An 18,198-nucleotide genomic window follows, 5' to 3' on the forward strand; every position below is an offset into this window, starting at 1 on the left:
AGGGGACACAAATGAATGCTTATGTCTTCCCTATTCCTACCCAAATACTTGATCGATATTTTTACCCAAACGCAAACGCAAAGGAGAACAGGGTAACATCAGCAGATCTACAGCATGGATCCTTGTTGTTCTGCCCCCCCTTTCTCCGCACCAACGTTTTTCACGATCGATCTACCCTTTGGAAACGGTAACCCATCCTGCAACCACTAACGTCAGCATTAGGGAGAATGTCCGTATCCACAACCATACAGCCATTGTGAGCAAAAACCAACCCAATCCCCACCTATACCCTATAGATGTACACCCTTTTGTTGGACTATTCGGAAGCACTTGCTGTTGAGGACGACGTAGCCAAAGGACAACATGGTTCATCCACAGGGAAGGTAATCATTGGAGGGTCCCACACAGTCAGGGTTCCGGTAACGATCATAACCAAGAGACAGAAAGGGCCGAGTTCCATAACCTGCCAAGGATTTTCATTAGACAGGAACGGATGGATGGATACTAGAACCGTACCATAGGGGTAGAAGCAGAGCGAACAGCACCCAAAACGGACAGGCACATTCCCGTGAAGGGATTTCCAGTCCTCCTCTTGGGAACTCCGGAAATCACAGAAAAATCGAAGGGAGGAATCCAAACGTTATCCATTCTCCCCATCCAACAACGGGGCTTGACACCCCTGAACACACCAGGAAACAGCGGAAAAAGGAGCAATACGAAGGGTGGATTCATTGTTTTGTACTATACTACCATAGCAATCCTATATATCCTAATTATAATTTTATAAAATAAAATTATATAAATACACAAAAAAGGATTCTTAAACGATATCGGAAAGAAAATAGAAGGTCAGTCACCTTGCATAATTTTTAAAGTATTGACAAACATTAAATTCTCTTAATTAAGGGAACTTCAACGACCTGTTTATTTTTCCTTATTATGCCCGTTATGGGTACTATGATGGGTTGAACACACCCCAGAAGGAAATTTACATAAGAAAATCACCTAATCTATGGAATTTACACCGCATTTGGGATTGCATCCCAAATGCGTCGCACAAAAAAACACAGTGGATCGTTACTGATTATGCCTGAAGAGTACCACATCACCGTCCTGAACCACATACTGTTTTCCCTCCAAACGACAACGCCCTTGCTCACGTGCCCGTGCCCAAGACCCCCCGAAATCCACCAATTCCTTCCATGGGATGACCTCAGCAGCTATGAACCCGCGGGCAATATCACTATGAATCTTAGCAGCAGCCTCCACAGCCGTTTGACCGCTGACTATAGTCCAGGCACGCACCTCCTTTTCACCCGCTGTAAAGAAGGAACGGTAACCCAAAAGATCATACGTCGTTCGCACAAGACGATGGAGCGCTGGTTCTACAAGACCCAATTCGCGCAGAAAATCTCCCTGTTCGTCTGATTCCAGCAAAGCAATTTCTGATTCCAATTGCGCACACAGGGGAACCACCTGTGCTTTCAATCGGGATGCATGGGTCACAAGACTCTGTACATACTCGCTCTCCCCCGGATTTCCAATATCCGCTTCGCCCACATTGGCTATATAAATCATTTTTTTCTGGGTAAGTAAATCAAGCGGTGACAAAAGGGAGAGGGAATCGTAGGGCATATCTAGCGTTCGAATCCATTCCCCCTCCTCTAGATGTGCCCTCACATCGTGAAGAACCGCTAACTCATGACGTGCTCCTCTATCACCTGATTTAGCATGGGAACCCACCTTGGATAAACGCCGCTCCACAACCTCAATATCGGCAAGCACCAATTCTAACTCAATGGTTCGAACATCCTCAACAGGATCCACCTTTCCAGAAACATGAATCACGGAATCATCCGTAAAACAACGAACTACCTGAACCACCGTGTCCACCGTACGAATATGCCCCAAGAAAGCGTTGCCCAGCCCCTCACCACGACTTGCTCCCTTTACGATCCCTGCTATATCCACAAATTGCACCACAGTGGGTACAACTGATCGGGGCTGGATGGAACGAGCAAGCGCATCCAAACGTGGATCAGGAACAGGAACCGTACCCACATTGGGTTCAATAGTACAGAAGGGATAGTTAGCCGCTGCCGCTCCCGCCCGTGTCACCGCATTGAATAGTGTTGATTTTCCCACATTAGGAAGACCTATCATGCCAGCTGCCCACACACTCATAACCCCGTTTCCAACATAAATCCTATTCAATTCATCATGCTATTCCATCCACAACCCCCCAAAAAATCGGGGATTCATTTCATTCTCATAACCCACAAACCACCAAAACATGAATACCTATGAAACAGAAAAAAGACACGTGAGGAACAACACAAAACCATCCACTATAAACCTATTCCCCACAGGGGGAAAAAAAGCCATCCCGTCCTGATGAGCGAAACCCCAAAGGATAACAGGACCATCCACCCCCAAAAACGGGAATCCCCTTTTGTACAAGAACAGGCATAAATAGGGGAAATGCTGCCTATACTGGGCCTCAGTAGATCAAAAAAACCATCCCTAGGAGATATATACGGATGGAGAAAAGGGGAGGCTGATACGGACGCTGATGAAACAACTCTCCTTAGGGGATGTACCCCCTGCAACCCACTGTGCCGGAAAAGGTGCCCTTCTCCCCATGAACGATGGGAGGACCATACTTTCCATCAGGGACCATATACGTACCCAACGACAGGGGATACGGACAGGGACCGAGCAGACCCCGCTTGTATGCGTCTGTATAGGTTCCGACGGTATCCTTGGGGATGCCCTGGGCCCCTTCATAGGGTCACTATTAGAGCGCACCCATTCACGGGGATTGAGGGTCCACGGTACGCTACAACAACCTATCCATGCCAAGAACCTCTCTTCCCTACTCTCGGATCTCGTATCCATCCATCCCCAGGCCCACATACTAGCTATCGATGCTTGTTTGGGGAAAACACACGAAATCGGCCAGATCCAGGTAAACTCAGGGCCCCTCTACCCTGGGACAGGGGTATATAAATCCCTACCTGCAGTAGGTGATCTGCATATTCTAGGCATTGTGGGAGAATGTAGGGGGGAAAATTCCCTATCCTCCCTGCATCGTGTACGCCTACGGTTGATCGCCAGAATGGCAGAAGTCATTGCCGAAGGGATCCTGCAATCACTCCTGCCGAAAACCGCCCCCTCGACGGCCTGCGGCTAATCCATATCTCATGTACAAAACCATCCTTAGCATAGCACAAACCGGCACAGGAATCGTCCCCTATCAGCATGTAAAAAGCCCCGCCCATTCATCCCAAAGTTGGATCCCTATAGGCCAAAGCCCACCTAGTATAGCAGTAACAGGTCCCTTCCCCCGCCGCAATCCCTTGTCCGCACCCCTTGTCGTTCCTGGTGGATTCCGTACAAAGGGAAAAGCCAGGGAATGAGGAGGGATGCTCCACCACTGGAACCCGTTGTGTAGATCACAGATTTCAAACCCCCAACCTGTGCTCCCCAGGGGTGAAGAATTACCAGTAGACAAAAATCAGCGATCCTCCTTGGATCTAGAGAACATCTACCATCTTCCTGTATAGTCCCCCTGGATCGTGCTGGGTCCCCAGAGGTCCATAAATCGGGTGGGGAACGATACGAACCCATATCGTCCTACACTTGGATCCGAAGGAAGGGACCCGTGAAAACCAGTGTGAGGTGTTGTGACCATGGAGATACCCCCAATTCCCTTCCCCTATGGAATTTTCCGCGCACAAAAATGGGTATTATGGACACAAAAGGGGCTCCCTTTGGGATATAGATACAGTATAAAGGGTGTCAAGATCCCTCAGATCCCCTTGCTCCTCTAAAAATTTACATACAAATTCTAAAACAAACATTCCCTGTTTCCGTACCCTTCATCCCGTCCTCCGTTCCCCCATCGCACGCAATACCCACAAACGGGCTAAAAAAAACATGATCGCTTGGACACCCAAAAATACCACAATCACCTGCAAGGAAGGGAACAATGCAACCGATAAAATCTCATCCCCCATTTCCTTACCCTTTCCCACGGGAAAGGAGTGCCTTGCAAACCGAACCCCATAATACAATGCACAGGATGTTAGGAGAACAGCCAACAGCAAAGGAAAAAAGAAAACACAAGACATCTGAACCGTGATCGACTTCTGTAGATGTCGGACAGAAAAACCAATCCGTAGTAGATTATGAAATTGTTGCCTCTGTTCTTCCACGTCAGTATAAATACGAAGCAATAGAAAGTTACCAGCAATGATAACAAATACGAGGGAAAGGATCAGTACAGCAGACAGAGAAAAAAACACTATCCATTCATCACTATGCTTATTCATACCATTGTAAACGATAGAACTCCCCCTTATTTTTTCGGGAGGGTATTTGTCGTTAGGATACAATAAACCTGCTTGGCCCAAAGCCTTAAAAATTCGGGAGTTCATTTCACCCTGCCTCGACACGTAATGAGCATCCCAAAACTTTCGAATGCTAGGATCCCGTGAAGCTAGCAATTTCGAATACACCCCCTCCCCCAGTACATACACCCCCATTTCACCATGTGTACCATAACCTAGCGGTGGAAAAAGAACCGAGGGTTGTTGATCCAGATCGGGAACTGTAATCCTCGCAGTCCCTAACCCCCACGGTAATGGATTCAAGTTCTTTTCTTGCCTCGATCCCAATGCTGCTGCCTCATTGGGTGTAAGGGACAGTAGTTTTCCACCATATGCCTCCATGATCCTGTTATAATCATTCACAGAAATGGCTATGAATTCGGTATGCTCCTCGAGAAAAGATCGATCCCCCCTTGCTAGGGCTCCCCTCTTTTTATCCTGTATCTCCTTATATTTTTCATGCTCTTCAGGCTTCACTGGGGGTTTGATGAGGCCTGTGTTTTTCTTGTCCAAACGTACAATCGGTGTCGAATCCACACGTTTCAGACCGCTATCACTATGAAGAAGAATCTGATCCATCCGCCACGACCTGCGCTGCGCCTCAGAACCGATCCGACCCTCTTCCACCAGGTGACGATGGATGAGAAGAGACGCTAGATTCTGTTGCTGTTTCCCCCCTCCCACAGTAGAATAGGGAATCCACACCCTCACAACAGCTACTACAACACTCACCGAGGTAAAGACAGTGAGCAAAAGCATAGAAAAAAACCAAAGGAAGCGGGAATTGTCACGCAACCGGTAGGCCATGTTCCCTATCCATAACAAACGCATGCCACGCCAGGAAAAAGACCTATTCCAACGGAACCATTTTGCTAGAGCTACGCTTCCCTGGCAATAGAAAAAGTAAACACCCACAAAAGTCAATATCACACAAATAGGGAAAATATATTGAATGGAATTCGGAAACTCATTGAACCCCGCATCCACAGGTGAGAAGAGACAAATTGCGACAACGATCCCCAAGGAAAAAAACGACGCTAAGACGCGAAAAAGCCCCACCAATGGCTCCGGTCGATCATCCACTCGTTTTTCGCCCTGGAGTAACTGAACCACCTTCTGGCTCCGTACAAAAAAAGGCATCACAAGAGCGGCCAAAAGAAAAATAGCCAGGGAGGATGCCGTCGTAATCCCCAAAGAACCAAAGGAAAAGTGAAAACCCAATGGTACATACTCAAGAAAAGACCGAATAAAGGACACAAGGCCCAAATTCAGAACCACACCGAACAGCACCCCAAAAACAATCGAAAAACCACCAACAATCATGGTTTCTATGGATAACAAAACCCGCAACTGTTGGGGTCTCATACCCAGGAGCAGAAAAATCCCAAACTGTCTCTGCCGACCCCTATAGAGCGTAGCCATGGAATAGAAAATGGAGAAGAAGGAACAGAACATAAGGATGTAAAACATGACCCAAAAGACCAAAAGGGAAAACTCCGAAAAAAACCGAAAAATTTCCAATTGAGGATGAAATATAAAGGAAGAAAAAGCAAAGAGGACGGACGAAATAATGATCGAATTCAACAATAAACTAATATAGGCCTGTGGGCGACGTTGGATCATGTGAATTACACACGAAAGAAATGTCATAAATTCTATATCCTCCAAATATCTTCGCATGATCAATCTACATTGTACCATAGCGGGGTCTTCAGGACGAATCGATGATATGCGTACAGGGATGGTGCTGCTATGGAAAAATTGGCCCAACCATGTGATTTCAGAATATTCGTTTATGGAATTTGATTCCTTTCTAGACTCATGATGGAATATGATAAATATATGGAATTCAAGGTTGCATCCCAAATTTGGTGTCAGGACCCCGCGAGGGCCCTTTTTTGTCCTCCCCGCGTCGTTTGATGACCCATCTCTGAATCTATTTTTTTTATTAATTATTTCAATCTAATATGTAACAAAATATAAGGGGGATTCGAATCCGTTCTTGTGGAGCGTTATCAGAGATATACCCACTATTGGTTGGAGAAATTGTACCCCCTCCGTGCTGATTGTGTATCCCTGCAGGATTTGTCGAGACAATCCCTGTTGTTATGATGCCATAGTGATATCCCGCGCTCCACTCTTTCTCGCCGGTTTAGACGCTATTATGATTCCCATCTAAGTGTATGGAATCAACGTTCCCTACAAGGTAACAGCTATAGCTTTGTCCAGGCAGATGCCACCTACACTTATGTTCGTGGTAGGGGATCCGTAGCCGTATACATCGTCATGGGATTCAGCAACCGAAATGGTGTTCGCATTCAAGACATTTTGTACTATGGGATCGATCAGCCAGAATGTATTCAGACCTGGCGCAAGGTCTTTCAAAACCTCCGTTCACGCGGTTTACATACAATACCCCTGATCACTACAGATGCCCACGACGGCCTCATACAGGCCATACAAGAGGAGTACCCTCTGTCTGATTGGCAACGTTGTATAGCTCATTGGACCCGAAATCTGCGGAAGGCAGCTCTAAAGAGGGATCATCTCCCTATCGCGGAGTAGGGATCTCTCTCGGAAAGAATTCGTGAGGAGGTTTGGGAAGCCCCCAACCAGGAAGTGGCCCATAAGGCGGCCATGGAGATCGATCATGAATACCGCTCTCTTGCGCCTCGTGCCATGAGGATTTTTCGAAGGGGGTTGCCTCAGATTACAATTCATCTTCGCCACGATAAAAACGATCGCGTGGCCTGTCGTACCACCAACATCACGGAACGATGGAATGGAGAAATCAAACGTTTCACAAAAAAGGTTCGCTACCATCCGACCTCGGGTTCCCTTCATCAAACAGAGGGTCTTTGCGTCCTAAAACACAGCAGGAAACAACGGGAAAAAGCCATGCAAAAGACGGGTTGGCTATAATAGTATAAATTTTTTTATATATTGTTTATATTTCTAATTTATATAACAATATTTTGTTAATGAATATATAAACCGAAGCTTCTTAGGTGATGCCAAAAATGGGTATCAGGGCAGTCGTTCTATATAGATTCAAAATATTTACAAAATTTACTCAATTAAGGATCATAGCCTCCGTGCATTTCAACTTTTATATTTTTTTATAAACAATATTATTGGTTAAAAAATATCCCCAGGGGAGCGATTCGTGGGCAAGGACAAGAAACCTAAAATCACTTTTCTGGGGGGTGACACCAAATTTGGGATGCAACCCTTAAGCACTTTAGGGCGGATAAAGCAACGTTACTCTATTGCAAGAGATAGCTCAAGGCACTGGTGTTATTACCTGATGGGTTGAGTCAGGAGAGGAGTAAGGGCACACGCCACAAGGTGGAGCCATAAGTCCTCTCCTGGCCAATCTGTTCCTGCACTGCGCATTCGATCAGTGGATCGAAACGCGCAGCATCCCGATATACGTTTTGCGAGGTATGTGGATGATATCATCGTTCACTGTCGGAACAAGACGCAGGCTGAATATCTTCTCTCAGAAATTCAGCAAAGGATGGCGGAATGCGGGCTGGAACTGCATCCTGAGAAGACTAAAATCTTCTACTGTGAAGATGATAGGCGGAGCGGAAATCATGATGTTGTTTCCTTTGATTTTCTAGGGGCATAGAGTCAAAAATCCCCCGCAGGACTCTTTAAGTCTTCAGGAACTATCTTGTATTTTTTAATAGAATATATTTATTTATTAATGAGAATACCCATTGCATGTATTTGTTAGTAAACAGTATGTTATGATTGTACGATAGCAGGTACGAAAACTGGAGTGGTCGTGTATAAACGATCGGCCGGTACTATCTCATACTTTTGACCCTACACCCTTAGGAATAAATTTACATAACAAAATCACCTAATCCATGGAATTTATACCGCATTTGGGATTGCATCCCAAATGCATCGCACAAAAAATCCCCCACAGTGAATCGTTACTGATTATGCCTGAAGAGCACCACATCACCGTCCTGAACCACATATTGTTTTCCCTCCAAACGACAACGCAACGCCCCTGCTCGCGTGCCCGTGCCCAAGACCCCCCGAAATCCACCAATTCCTTCCATGGGATAACCTCAGCAGCTATGAACCCACGGGCAATATCACTATGAATCTTAGCGGCAGCCTCCACGGCCGTTTGACCGCTGACTATAGTCCAGGCACGCACCCCCTTTTCACCCGCCGTAAAGAAGGAACGGTAACCCAAAAGATCATACGTCGTTCGCACAAGGCAATGGAGCGCTGGTTCCACAAAACCCAATTCGCGCAGAAAGTCTCCCTGTTCCTCTGATTCCAGCAAAGCAATTTCTGATTCCAATTGCGCACACAGGGGAACCACCTGTGCTTTCAATCGGGATGCATGGGTCACAAGACTCTGTACGTACTCGCTCTCCCCCGGATTTCCGATATCCGTTTCGCCCACATTGGCTATATAAATCATTTTCTTCTGAGTGAGTAAATCGAGCGGTGACAAAAGAGAGAGGGAATCCTGGGGCATATCTAGCGTTCGGATCCATTCCCCTTCCTCCAGATGTGCCCTCCACATCGTGGAGGACCGCTAACTCATGACGTGCCCCCCTATCACCTGATTTAGCATGGGAACCCACCTTGGATAAACCGCCGCTCCACAACCTCAATATCGGCAAGCACCAATTCTAACCCAATGGTCTGGGCATCCCCAATAGGATCTACCTTCCCAGAAACATGAATCACGGAATCATCCGTAAAACAACGAACTACCTGAACCACCGTGTCCACCGTACGAATATGCCCTAGGAAAGCGTTGCCCAGCCCCTCACCACGACTCGCCCCCTTTACGATCCTGCTATATCCACAAATTGCACCGCAGTGGGTACAACCGATCGAGACTGGATGGAAAGGGCGAGTGCATCCAGACGTGGATCAGGAACGGAAACCGTACCCACATTGGGTTCAATAGTGCAAAAAGGAAAGGATTCGTGGAGCCCAGTGTGGATTGTTGGGACCATGGATATCCCCGGTTCCCCTAAGGGATGTTCCGCACACAAGAACAGGAATGGACATAAAAGGAACTCTCCTTGGGATACAAGCATAGTATAAAGAATGTCGAGATCCCTCGGGTCTTCCCCTCCTAAAAATTTACATAAAAATCTTGAATCAACCCTTCCCTGTTTCCGTACCCATCATCCCGTCCTCCGTTCCCCCATTGCACGCAATACCCACAAACGGGCCAGAAAAAACATAATCGCTTGGACACCCAAAAATACCACAATCACCTGCGAGGAAGAGAACAATGCAACCGATAAAATCTCATCCCCCATCTCCTTACCCTTTCCCACGAGAAAGGAGTGCCTTGCAAACCGGATCCCATAATACAATGCACAGAATGTTAGAAGAACAGCCACCAGAAAAGGGAGAAAGAAAACATAAGACATTTGAACCGTGATCGACTTCTGTAGATGTCGGACAGAAAAACCAATCCGTAGCAGATTATGAAATTGTTGCCGCTGGTCTTCCACGTCAGTATAAATACGAAGCAACAAGAAGTTACCAGTAATGATAACAAATACAAGGGAAAGGATCAGTACGGTAAACAGGGGGAAAAAAAATTCCCATTTCCCTCTATACTTATTCATACTATCGTAGACGATATGACTCCCTATTTTGTCGGGGGTGTATTCGTCGTTGGAATACAATAAACTCGCCTGGCCCAGAGCCCGAAAAATCTGGAAGTTCATTTCACCCTGCTTTGACACGTAATGGGCATCCCGAAACTTTCGAATGCTAGGATCCCATGAAGCTAGCAGTTTCGAATATGCTTCCTCCCCCAGTACATACGCCCCTATCCGCCCATACCCTACAGGACCTAGCGGTGGGAAAAGAGCGGGCTGTTGATCCAGGTTGGGGACTGTAACCCTCACAACCCCCAACCCCCGCGGTAATGGATTCAAGGCCGCCGCTTGCTTCGGTCCTACTACCACCATCTCACTAGGTGCAAGGGACAGTAGTTTCCCACCATATGCTCCCATGATCCTATTGTAATCACTCACAGAGACAGCCATGAACTCGGTATGCTCCTCGAGAAAGGATCGGTCCCTCTTCGCCAGGGCTTCCACCTTTTTATCCTGTATCTCCTCATATTTTTCATGCTCCTCAGGCTTCACTGGGGGTTTGATGAGGTCTGTGTTTTCCTTATCCAAACGTACAACCGGTGTCGAATCCACACGCCTCAGACCGCTGTCCTTGTTTAGGAGAATCAGATCCATCCACCTCGATCTACTTTGCACCTCAGGACTGATCCTATCCTCTTCCCCCAGGCGATGGATGAGAAGAGAGGCTGGATCACGTTGCTTCTCCTCCATCCTCGCACTGAACCCAGTAACGGCTACTACAACACTCACCAAGATAAAGACAGTGAGCAAGAGCATAGAAAAAAACCAAAGGAAGCGGGAGTTGTCACGCAACCGATGAGCCATGCTCCCCATCCATAACAAACGTATGCCGCGCCAGGAAAAGGACCTATTCCGGCGGAACCATTTTGCTAAAGCTACGCTCCCCTGGCGATAGAAAAAGTAAACACCCACAAAAGTCAATGCAACACAAATGAGGAAAATATTTAGAATCTCGTAGTACCTACTCGCATCCACAGATGAGAAGAGACAAATTGCGACAACGATCCCCAAGGAAAAAAACGACACTAGAACGCGAAAAAGCCCCACCAATGGCTCCGGTTGATCATCCACTCGTTTTTCGCCCTGGAGTAACTGAACCACCTTCTGGTTCCGTACGAAAAAAGGCATCACGAGAGCGGCCAAAAGAAAAATAGCTAGGGAGGATGCCGCTGTGATCCCCAAAGAACCAAAGGAAAAGTGAAAACTCAATGGTACATACTCAAAAAAAGACCGGGTGAAGGACACAAAGCCCAAATTCAGAACCACACCGAACAGCACCCCGAAAACAATCGAAAAACCACCAACAATCATGGTTTCTATGGATAACAAAACCCGCAACTGTTGAGGTCTCATACCCAAGAGCAGGAAAATTCCAAACTGTCTCTGCCGACCTCTATAAAGCGTAGCCATGGAATAGAAAATGGAGAAAAAGGAACAGGACATAAGAATATAAAACATGCCCCAAAAGGAGGACTCTGAAAACTCCCGAAACATTTCCAGCTGGGGATGAAATATGAAAGAAGCAAAAGCAAAGAGGACAGATGAAGTAATGATTGAATTCAACAGTAAACCAATATAGGCCTGTGGACGACGCTGGATCATATGAGTTACACACGAAAGAAATGTCATGAATTCCATATCCCCCAAATATCTTCGCATGATCGATCCACATTGTACCATAGCAAGGTCTCCAGGACGAATCGATGATATGCGTACAGGAATGGTGCTGCTATGGAAAAATTGGCCCAACCATATGATTCCAGAATATTCGTTTATAGAATTTGATTCCTTTCTAGACTCATGATGGAATATGATAAATATATGGAATTCAATACCATAAATAATATAAAAATTATTATATTTTTAGTAATAGGAAAGGGCTAGCAGATGGATATCTTGTACCCGTTCCAGGCATAGGAAGTTGCTTGCGCATTGGCGTCTAGTTGGATGAATCTTTCCCCTATGGACCATAAGAACCGCATAATGCAAGAGTATTACGTATGGTTCTGTGAGAGGGTTGGCTGAGATTGCCGAACCTACCCGACGATGTTCAAGGCGGGGAGTGTCAGGTCATTCTTTTCCGAAATGACACCATAGCCATAAAATGAAGTCATGGTACAATATAGACGAAGGTATGCAAGAAAGGTTTAGTTAGAAGGCTGGCTGTAGAATCGTGACATTGTTCCCATGTATAGATCATATGATCCAACGTCGTCCGAAAGCCTATATAGGTCTGCTGTTGAACTCGATCATTACTTCATCCGTCCTCTTTGCCTTTGCATCATTCCTGTTCCATCCCCGGTTGCCCCTGTTAGGAGGGGTTGGGACCATATTTTTCATTATTCTGTTCCTTCTTCCCCGTTTTCTACTCTATGGTTATTCTCTACAAGGAACGACAGAAACAATTCGGGACCCTTGTACTCTTAGGTATAAAATCCCAACAGTTGTGGATTATGTTGTGGATTATGTTATCATTAGGGACCATAGGCATTGGTAGTTTTTCGGTAGTTTCTGGGGTGTTGTTGGGTAGTATGATTCTGAGTTGGGGCCTTGGGCCTCTTACAGAGTCCCTTTTCGGGTATGCAGTATGGGATTTTCACCTTTCTCCTGAAGCCCTAGGAATCACTCCTTCCTAGCCATTTTTCTTTTGGTTGCCCTTGTGCTATCCTTCCTCATACAAAATCAAAGAGTCATTCAATTACTTCAGGGCAAAAAGCGGATGGATGATCAACCAGAACCATCGGTAGAGACCCTTCGTGTTCTCGTATCATTTCTCCTCTTGGGAATCGTTATCGCAATTCGTCTCTTCTTACCTACAAACATATCAACGATAGAGGTTATAAGTCTAGGAATTCCATATATTACCGACATTTGTACGATATTGACTTTTGTGGGTGCCTACTTTTTCTATCGCCATGGGAGCGTAGCCCTAGCAAAATGGTTCCGTTAGAATAGGTCCTCTTCCTGGCACGGCATACGTTTGTTATGGATGGGGAACATGGCCCACCGGTTGCGTGACAACTCCCGCTTCTTTTGGTTTTTTTCTATGCTTTTGTTTTCTGTTTTTATCTTAGCGATTGGTGCAGTAACCTTTATGAAGGAGATCACCGAGCCCTCCCTAGAAAGGGCGGATCAGCGACAGAATCCAGCACCCCTTCTCATCCATCGCCTGGGAGAAGAGGATAGGATCAGTCCTGAGGCGCAAAATAGATCATAGTAGATGGATCAGATTCTCCCCCATAGTGATAGCGGTCCAAAACGTATTGATTCAACACCGATTGTACGTTCGGATAAAGAAAACCCCTACTCTGTCCAACCCCAAGCGAAACCCGAGAAGTATGAAGCATATGAAAATCCCTGGGAGAAAAAGGGGGAAGCCCTGGCAAAGGGAGATCGATCTTTTCTCGAGAAGCATGCCGAATTCATAGCCATTTCTGTGAATGATTATAACAGGATCATGGAGGCATATGGTGGGAAACTACTGTCCCTTACACCCAATGAGACAGCAGCATTAGGATCGGGGCAAGAAACGGACTTGAATCCATTGCCGCGGGGATTAGGGACTACAGGGGTTACAGTTCCAATCCTGGAAAACCGACCTGTAACTGCGATTCCTATTGGGAATGGGATAAGACCGCTAGGGATGTATGTAGTGGGGGATAGGGAAGATTACAGTCAAAAAAGAGATGCCACCAAATAAAGCTATGGTACAATGTAGGCGAAGATGTGCCGAAAGGATTAGGAGGCCGGTAGAATCATGACATTGTTTTCGTGTGTAGCTCGTATGATCCGGCGTCGTCCGCAGGCCTACATAGGTCTGCTGTTGAACTCGATTATCATTTCAGCAGTCATCTTTTCTTTTGCATCCTTCATGTTCCATCCCCAGTTGCCCCCGTCAAGGGAATATCAGGAACTGATGAAATCCCTTTTTCGGACCATGTTTTATATCCTCATGTTCTGTTCCTTCTTCTCCGTTTTCTATTCCCTAGCTACGCTCTACAGGGAACGGCAGAAACAATTCGGGATCTTTATACTCATGGGTATAAAATACCAACAGTTGCGGATTATATTATGGTTAGAGACCATGATCATTGGTGGTTTTTCAGTTGTTTTCGGGGTGTTGCTCGGTATGGTTCTAAATTGGGGCCTTGGACTCCTTGCGGAGTCCCTTTTCGAGTATGTAGCATTGGATTTTCACTTTTCCCTCGGATCCTTGGGAATCACGGCGGCATCCTCCCTAGCTATTTTTCTTTTGGCTGCCCTTGCGATACCCTTTCTCGTACAGAATCAAAAAGCAATTCAGTTACTTCAAGGCAAAAAACGAATGGATGATAAACCAGAACCGGCGATAGGATCCCTACGTGCCCTGGTATCATTTCTTTCCCTAGGTATCATTATCGCAATTTGTCTCTTCCTACCTGTGGATATGAATATAGGTGTCGGTGAGTTCCCAGATTCCATTCAATATATTTTTCCTATTTGTGTGCTATTGACTTTTGTGGGTACCTACCTTTTCTATCGCCAGGGGAGTGTAGCCCTGGCAAAATGGTTCCGTTGGAATAGGTCCTTTTCCTGGCACGGAATACGTCTGTTGTGGATGGGGAACATGGCCCATCGATTGCGTGACAACTCCCGCTTCTTCTGGTTTTTTTCTATGCTTCTGCTCACCGTCTTTACCTCGGTGAGTGTTGTAGTAACCATTGTGAAGGGGGTTACCGAGTTCACTACGGGAATGGAGAATCAGCAACAGAATCCAGCCCCCCTTCTCATCCATCGCCTAGGGGAAGAAGATAGGATCAGTTCTGAGGTGCAAAGTAGATCGCAGTGGATGGATCAGACTCTCCTAAATAATGACGTCGGTCTGAGGCGTGTTGATTCGACACCGGTTGTACGTTTGGACAAGGAAAACACAGACCTCATCAAACCCCCAGTGAAGCCTGAGGAGCATGAAAAATATGAGGAGATACAGGATAAAAAGAGGGAAGCCCTAGCAAGGGGGGATCAATCTTTTCTCGAGGAGCATACCGAGTTCGTAGCCGTTTCTGTAAACGACTATAACAAGATAATGGGAGCCTATGGGGGAGAACTACTACACCTTAAACCCAATGAGGCGGTAGCACTAGGATCGAAGCAAGGAGCGGCCTCAAATCCATTACCGCGGGGGTTAGGCGCCGCAAAGGTTACAATCCCAAGTCTGGAAAAACACCCTGTACCTGCGGTTCTCCCACAGGAACATTCTGCAGATGGTAATGCGCAAGGAATGTATGTGTTGGGAGATAGTGTGTATTCAAAATTATTAGATCTACAGGATCCCGGTATCCTAAAACTTCGAGACGTTAATTATATATCGAAGCAGGGTAGAATGAATTTCCCAATTTTTCGCGCCCTGGTCAAGGTAACAGAACCATCTGATTCCGGAACGGTTACTCCTACAAATAGAATAATGGATCACATAATCCACGATGGTAGTCAAAAAGACAAATTAAAATGGTTCCTATTTCCCTGTTTGCTCACCATGCTGACCATTTGCCTTGTCTTTGTTACCATTGCCGGTAACTTCCTACTGCTTCGCATTTATACCGATATAGAAGACCAACAGCAACAGTTTCATAATTTACTACGAATCGGCTTTTCTATACCAAATTTACAAAAATCAATCACAGTTCAAATTTCCTATATTTTCTTTTTCCCCTTGCTGCTAGCTGTTTTCTTAGCATTCTGCGTGGTGTACTACGGAATCCGATCGGTAAAGCACATGATCCCCCTAATTACAGGCGAGGGGTCAGAAGGGGAAATAGGAAACAAGATTTTGGAGATTGCATCGCTTTCCACTATGCAGGTGATTGCCGTATTTTTGGGCATTCAGATGATCATATTTCTATCAGCCCGTTTGTGTATATTGCGTGCAATAAAGAAACGGATAACTAGATGATGAATTAGAAGCGGGGGGACACCTAGATTTCCCCCGTTTTTCTAGTTTTCCCTGATTTTCTTGTAAGAACGTTCGTTTACGATGAAACCCACAGCCCCACCATAATGATAAATCCACCAGAATTGATAGGGGATTGTTTTCTTCCAACTAGATATCTAGTCCTATACAATAAAAACTGAGAAACGGTGGGGGACGCTGCAAAATCACCAGGAATGGCTATAGGAAACGTATCCTAGATACCCATAAAGGCCCTATTACCTCCCCTGATTCCACGGCTTACAGAACGCCAATTTCCAGTCGGTCCTGGCCAAACCCCTACTTCCGTTAGGGGGACCCCTCCCCTGTTGAAAAAGCTTGTTTCCTTCCGAACAAACGGTGTAACACTAGAGGCTCTGGGAAGGCAAACGAAGTGAAACAGATACTCGGTTATTAGACGGATATTTCCCACATAGAAGGTTGGGCCGGGAATAGACCCCATAAACGCATTTCCAACATAATGTTCCATTCCGATCCACCGCATCCGGAAAGATGATTTCCCCAAACGACATCCATAGGAAGCAAGGGTGGAGAGTGGCTTCAAAAGGGGCTTACGTTGGTTCCCAACTACCGTTTAGGCTCCCCTATCCTCCATTGTGAATACTTCGAAAATACCTCCGTTTGGTTTGGGGATTTTCTATCTTTCTAAAGTGAAGAATGCGACCCTACGTTGGCAGCATCCTGTTGGGGGTGTGAACTTCTGAACAGGGTTTTTGGGGGGGATTTCCCCCCATTCGAGGTGCTATCCTCCATGGATTACTGTCGAGTAGATCCGGCATTTCAGCCGAGTCCCTCACAGATCTGGACGTGATACTCTCGCATCATCCGGCTCTTCTCATCCCATCCCAATCTTCAGACCCTTTAAGTCCTACTTCGGTTATGGGGATGTTGCCCCGAGGTTCCAGTGACCTCCTCTAGTGGATCCCCCACTAAAGTTCTCATCTAACTGTCCTCCGCAGGATGAGTCAGCCCCTTCGCTCCACTTCCATTACAAAAGCTTCCTCACTACTATGAGCTGATCCGACTTCGTGCACGGAACCTCGGTTTTATCCTCGGTCTTTTTCCATCTGGCGACAGCCAGACGCCGTACGACGACGATCTCTCAAGTTCCGATCAAGAGCCCCTACATCGGGTTCATCCCGCCTATACACCACATGCCACCAGGGCAGAAGATAGGTCATCCCCCACGGTTCATCCTGACGTTAGCACCCCACCTCGGTTTTGACATGGACTACGCTTTTCGATGCGTCTTCGAACGATTCGCTTTCGCTGATCTCCCCGATTCCCACCTGACAGGGGGTCATGCCCTGCCTTTTCCTAGATCGCTCACAACCAGGGCATTTGACCCCAGCAGCACTAGGCGGTTTGTAACCTGCTACCTACCAGCCGGTTACGAAGGGCCGAGCAACCTTCATCTCTTGAACGACTTCTTGACACACGGTGCTGGTGCGGGGAGTAAAAGTCAGTTGATTTAGTTTTTTCCGATATTAATTATGTTTAAAAATAGGATATTTTGATTGCTAACAGTTAATGAATTACTTCTTTATGATATGTATGGATAAGCTGTTCTCGGGTTCCCTGTTGTCCACGCATCGTGTAATTTCCTTCGTTTTTTTGTCCCGCACAAACGTGCTTGCTCTCAATTGATTGGGGTTCTCCCTTTTGCCCGTCATATTGGTGAAATATAGTACCCTTTGATTGGGCAAGCTCACTGATCTCATAGCTGTAGTACCCCCCATCGGCATACAACCACGTTCCATCATGGGGAATTCATGTTCCTATGTACTCCTTCGCAAAGGTCGTATCTGGATAGAAAGGAACCTCTCAGATCAAAGAAGGAAATTAGGCTTATTCCCTTCTCCCCATCACGATCTGTCCGGAATATCCCCAACATTCCTGTTTGTTCCTCTTCCTGTACTGAGCATCAGGATCACAAGGGCTTTGTAGACTACCAGAACGCACCTTGGGAATCATCCTGAGATTTCCTTGTTCATCCTCTTCAGTCTGTTCCCAGATCACCCTTTCCAGCAATGCATACTCCATGGTTGATCTGATTTTGTCCTATTGGGAGACCTGTTCCCTTATGGCCAAGCAAACCCCAATTAGCTCTGCAGTTCTATGATCCCTTGCTGTTACTCCTTCGGGGAGGGAGAAGGGAGGACTGATGGCCCAATGA

The 18,198-nt window shown here is 46.3% G+C and carries 19 protein-coding genes and 1 pseudogene; 10 read left to right on the forward strand and 10 right to left on the reverse strand.

All coding sequences use genetic code 11. From position 1 onward, the window contains the following. Nucleotides 1–308 precede the first annotated feature (308 nt). Nucleotides 309–521: a hypothetical protein gene (locus PPRES148_RS01145; protein WP_149452851.1), complete on the forward strand. Its 213-nt coding sequence runs from the start codon at nucleotides 309–311 to the stop codon at nucleotides 519–521. A 556-nt stretch (nucleotides 522–1,077) separates the two neighbouring features. Here the strand turns inward: PPRES148_RS01145 and ychF are convergent. Continuing rightward, a complete protein-coding gene (gene ychF / locus PPRES148_RS01150; protein WP_149452852.1) occupies nucleotides 1,078–2,184 on the reverse strand; it encodes a redox-regulated ATPase YchF in 1,107 nt (368 codons plus the stop codon). Nucleotides 2,185–2,572: 388 nt separating this feature from the next. On the opposite strand from ychF, the gene yyaC reads away from it, so the two are divergent. Further along, complete coding sequence (gene yyaC / locus PPRES148_RS01155) at nucleotides 2,573–3,193, forward strand: spore protease YyaC (protein ID WP_149452853.1); 621 nt, start codon at nucleotides 2,573–2,575, stop codon at nucleotides 3,191–3,193. 125 nt (nucleotides 3,194–3,318) lie between these two features. On the opposite strand, the gene PPRES148_RS12170 is transcribed toward yyaC, so the two are convergent. Together PPRES148_RS12170 and PPRES148_RS01160 are read right to left on the reverse strand one after the other, a co-directional pair. Next, the gene (locus tag PPRES148_RS12170) at nucleotides 3,319–3,459 is read right to left on the reverse strand and encodes a hypothetical protein (protein WP_223127898.1); all 141 of its coding nucleotides are present in this window, start codon (nucleotides 3,457–3,459) and stop codon (nucleotides 3,319–3,321) included. A gap of 422 nt (nucleotides 3,460–3,881) precedes the next feature. After that, entirely contained in the window at nucleotides 3,882–6,041 is a 2,160-nt protein-coding gene (locus PPRES148_RS01160) for an ABC transporter permease (RefSeq protein WP_223127899.1), read from the reverse strand. Nucleotides 6,042–6,374: 333 nt separating this feature from the next. Between PPRES148_RS01160 and PPRES148_RS13200 the strand changes: the two are divergent. Next, nucleotides 6,375–7,313: pseudogene (locus PPRES148_RS13200) on the forward strand (IS256 family transposase); the annotation flags it as partial. 481 nt (nucleotides 7,314–7,794) lie between these two features. Beyond that, complete coding sequence (locus tag PPRES148_RS01175; RefSeq protein ID WP_187820326.1) at nucleotides 7,795–8,025, forward strand: reverse transcriptase domain-containing protein; 231 nt, start codon at nucleotides 7,795–7,797, stop codon at nucleotides 8,023–8,025. Nucleotides 8,026–8,262: 237 nt separating this feature from the next. Here the strand turns inward: PPRES148_RS01175 and PPRES148_RS01180 are convergent, their stop codons facing one another. The 4 genes from PPRES148_RS01180 to PPRES148_RS01185 form a co-directional block, all read right to left on the reverse strand. Continuing rightward, the gene (locus PPRES148_RS01180) at nucleotides 8,263–8,949 is read right to left on the reverse strand and encodes a DUF933 domain-containing protein (protein ID WP_149452858.1); all 687 of its coding nucleotides are present in this window, start codon (nucleotides 8,947–8,949) and stop codon (nucleotides 8,263–8,265) included. A gap of 44 nt (nucleotides 8,950–8,993) precedes the next feature. Next, the gene (locus PPRES148_RS13205; protein ID WP_223127901.1) at nucleotides 8,994–9,152 is read right to left on the reverse strand and encodes a hypothetical protein; all 159 of its coding nucleotides are present in this window, start codon (nucleotides 9,150–9,152) and stop codon (nucleotides 8,994–8,996) included. Between the two features lie 65 nt (nucleotides 9,153–9,217). Next, nucleotides 9,218–9,391 carry a hypothetical protein gene (locus tag PPRES148_RS13210; protein WP_223127902.1) on the reverse strand — a complete coding sequence of 58 codons (174 nt, stop codon included), beginning with the start codon at nucleotides 9,389–9,391 and terminating at the stop codon, nucleotides 9,218–9,220. A gap of 174 nt (nucleotides 9,392–9,565) precedes the next feature. Then, nucleotides 9,566–11,683, reverse strand: coding sequence for an ABC transporter permease (locus tag PPRES148_RS01185; protein ID WP_223127903.1), 2,118 nt, complete (start codon nucleotides 11,681–11,683; stop codon nucleotides 9,566–9,568). Nucleotides 11,684–12,227: 544 nt separating this feature from the next. Between PPRES148_RS01185 and PPRES148_RS12175 the strand changes: the two genes are divergently transcribed. The 6 genes from PPRES148_RS12175 to PPRES148_RS01210 all read left to right on the forward strand — a co-directional run bounded on the left by PPRES148_RS12175 (nucleotide 12,228) and on the right by PPRES148_RS01210 (nucleotide 15,986). Next, on the forward strand, nucleotides 12,228–12,551 hold the full coding sequence (locus tag PPRES148_RS12175; protein ID WP_223127904.1) for a hypothetical protein: 324 nt from the start codon (nucleotides 12,228–12,230) through the stop codon (nucleotides 12,549–12,551). Then, entirely contained in the window at nucleotides 12,433–12,690 is a 258-nt protein-coding gene (locus PPRES148_RS13215; RefSeq protein ID WP_425468256.1) for an FtsX-like permease family protein, read from the forward strand. The genes PPRES148_RS12175 and PPRES148_RS13215 overlap by 119 nt, the downstream gene beginning before the upstream one ends. 83 nt (nucleotides 12,691–12,773) lie before the next feature. After that, nucleotides 12,774–13,004 (forward strand): hypothetical protein, encoded by a 231-nt coding sequence (locus PPRES148_RS01195; RefSeq protein WP_149452861.1) that lies wholly within the window; start codon nucleotides 12,774–12,776, stop codon nucleotides 13,002–13,004. A gap of 48 nt (nucleotides 13,005–13,052) precedes the next feature. Continuing rightward, nucleotides 13,053–13,271 (forward strand): hypothetical protein, encoded by a 219-nt coding sequence (locus PPRES148_RS01200; protein WP_149452862.1) that lies wholly within the window; start codon nucleotides 13,053–13,055, stop codon nucleotides 13,269–13,271. A 3-nt stretch (nucleotides 13,272–13,274) separates the two neighbouring features. After that, nucleotides 13,275–13,754, forward strand: coding sequence for a hypothetical protein (locus tag PPRES148_RS01205; RefSeq protein WP_149452863.1), 480 nt, complete (start codon nucleotides 13,275–13,277; stop codon nucleotides 13,752–13,754). Between the two features lie 57 nt (nucleotides 13,755–13,811). Then, nucleotides 13,812–15,986, forward strand: coding sequence for an FtsX-like permease family protein (locus PPRES148_RS01210; RefSeq protein ID WP_149452864.1), 2,175 nt, complete (start codon nucleotides 13,812–13,814; stop codon nucleotides 15,984–15,986). A 1,082-nt stretch (nucleotides 15,987–17,068) separates the two neighbouring features. On the opposite strand, the gene PPRES148_RS12720 is transcribed toward PPRES148_RS01210, so the two are convergent. From PPRES148_RS12720 to PPRES148_RS10380, 3 genes are all read right to left on the reverse strand, one after another. Beyond that, nucleotides 17,069–17,203: a hypothetical protein gene (locus PPRES148_RS12720; RefSeq protein ID WP_281289887.1), complete on the reverse strand. Its 135-nt coding sequence runs from the start codon at nucleotides 17,201–17,203 to the stop codon at nucleotides 17,069–17,071. Between the two features lie 354 nt (nucleotides 17,204–17,557). Next, on the reverse strand, nucleotides 17,558–17,743 hold the full coding sequence (locus PPRES148_RS01215; protein ID WP_149452865.1) for a hypothetical protein: 186 nt from the start codon (nucleotides 17,741–17,743) through the stop codon (nucleotides 17,558–17,560). 127 nt (nucleotides 17,744–17,870) lie between these two features. After that, nucleotides 17,871–18,041 (reverse strand): hypothetical protein, encoded by a 171-nt coding sequence (locus PPRES148_RS10380; protein ID WP_223127905.1) that lies wholly within the window; start codon nucleotides 18,039–18,041, stop codon nucleotides 17,871–17,873. Between the last annotated feature and the right edge of the window lie 157 nt (nucleotides 18,042–18,198).

The organism is Pasteuria penetrans (assembly GCF_900538055.1).
Taxonomy (GTDB): domain Bacteria; phylum Bacillota; class Bacilli; order Thermoactinomycetales; family Thermoactinomycetaceae; genus Pasteuria; species Pasteuria penetrans.

Excerpts from the sequence above, each read along its gene's own strand:
- PPRES148_RS01210 (WP_149452864.1), top strand. The coding sequence starts at position 13,812 with ATGACATTGTTTTCGTGTGTAGCTCGTATGATCCGGCGTCGTCCGCAG.
- PPRES148_RS01195 (WP_149452861.1), top strand. The coding sequence starts at position 12,774 with ATGGATGATCAACCAGAACCATCGGTAGAGACCCTTCGTGTTCTCGTA.
- PPRES148_RS12720 (WP_281289887.1), bottom strand. The coding sequence starts at position 17,203 with ATGACCTATCTTCTGCCCTGGTGGCATGTGGTGTATAGGCGGGATGAA.
- PPRES148_RS13210 (WP_223127902.1), bottom strand. The coding sequence starts at position 9,391 with ATGGTCCCAACAATCCACACTGGGCTCCACGAATCCTTTCCTTTTTGC.
- PPRES148_RS01160 (WP_223127899.1), bottom strand. The coding sequence starts at position 6,041 with ATGACATTTCTTTCGTGTGTAATTCACATGATCCAACGTCGCCCACAG.
- yyaC (WP_149452853.1), top strand. The coding sequence starts at position 2,573 with ATGAAACAACTCTCCTTAGGGGATGTACCCCCTGCAACCCACTGTGCC.
- ychF (WP_149452852.1), bottom strand. The coding sequence starts at position 2,184 with ATGAGTGTGTGGGCAGCTGGCATGATAGGTCTTCCTAATGTGGGAAAA.
- PPRES148_RS01180 (WP_149452858.1), bottom strand. The coding sequence starts at position 8,949 with ATGTGGAGGGCACATCTGGAGGAAGGGGAATGGATCCGAACGCTAGAT.
- PPRES148_RS01185 (WP_223127903.1), bottom strand. The coding sequence starts at position 11,683 with ATGACATTTCTTTCGTGTGTAACTCATATGATCCAGCGTCGTCCACAG.
- PPRES148_RS01205 (WP_149452863.1), top strand. The coding sequence starts at position 13,275 with ATGGATCAGATTCTCCCCCATAGTGATAGCGGTCCAAAACGTATTGAT.
- PPRES148_RS01200 (WP_149452862.1), top strand. The coding sequence starts at position 13,053 with ATGGCCCACCGGTTGCGTGACAACTCCCGCTTCTTTTGGTTTTTTTCT.
- PPRES148_RS01215 (WP_149452865.1), bottom strand. The coding sequence starts at position 17,743 with ATGAGATCAGTGAGCTTGCCCAATCAAAGGGTACTATATTTCACCAAT.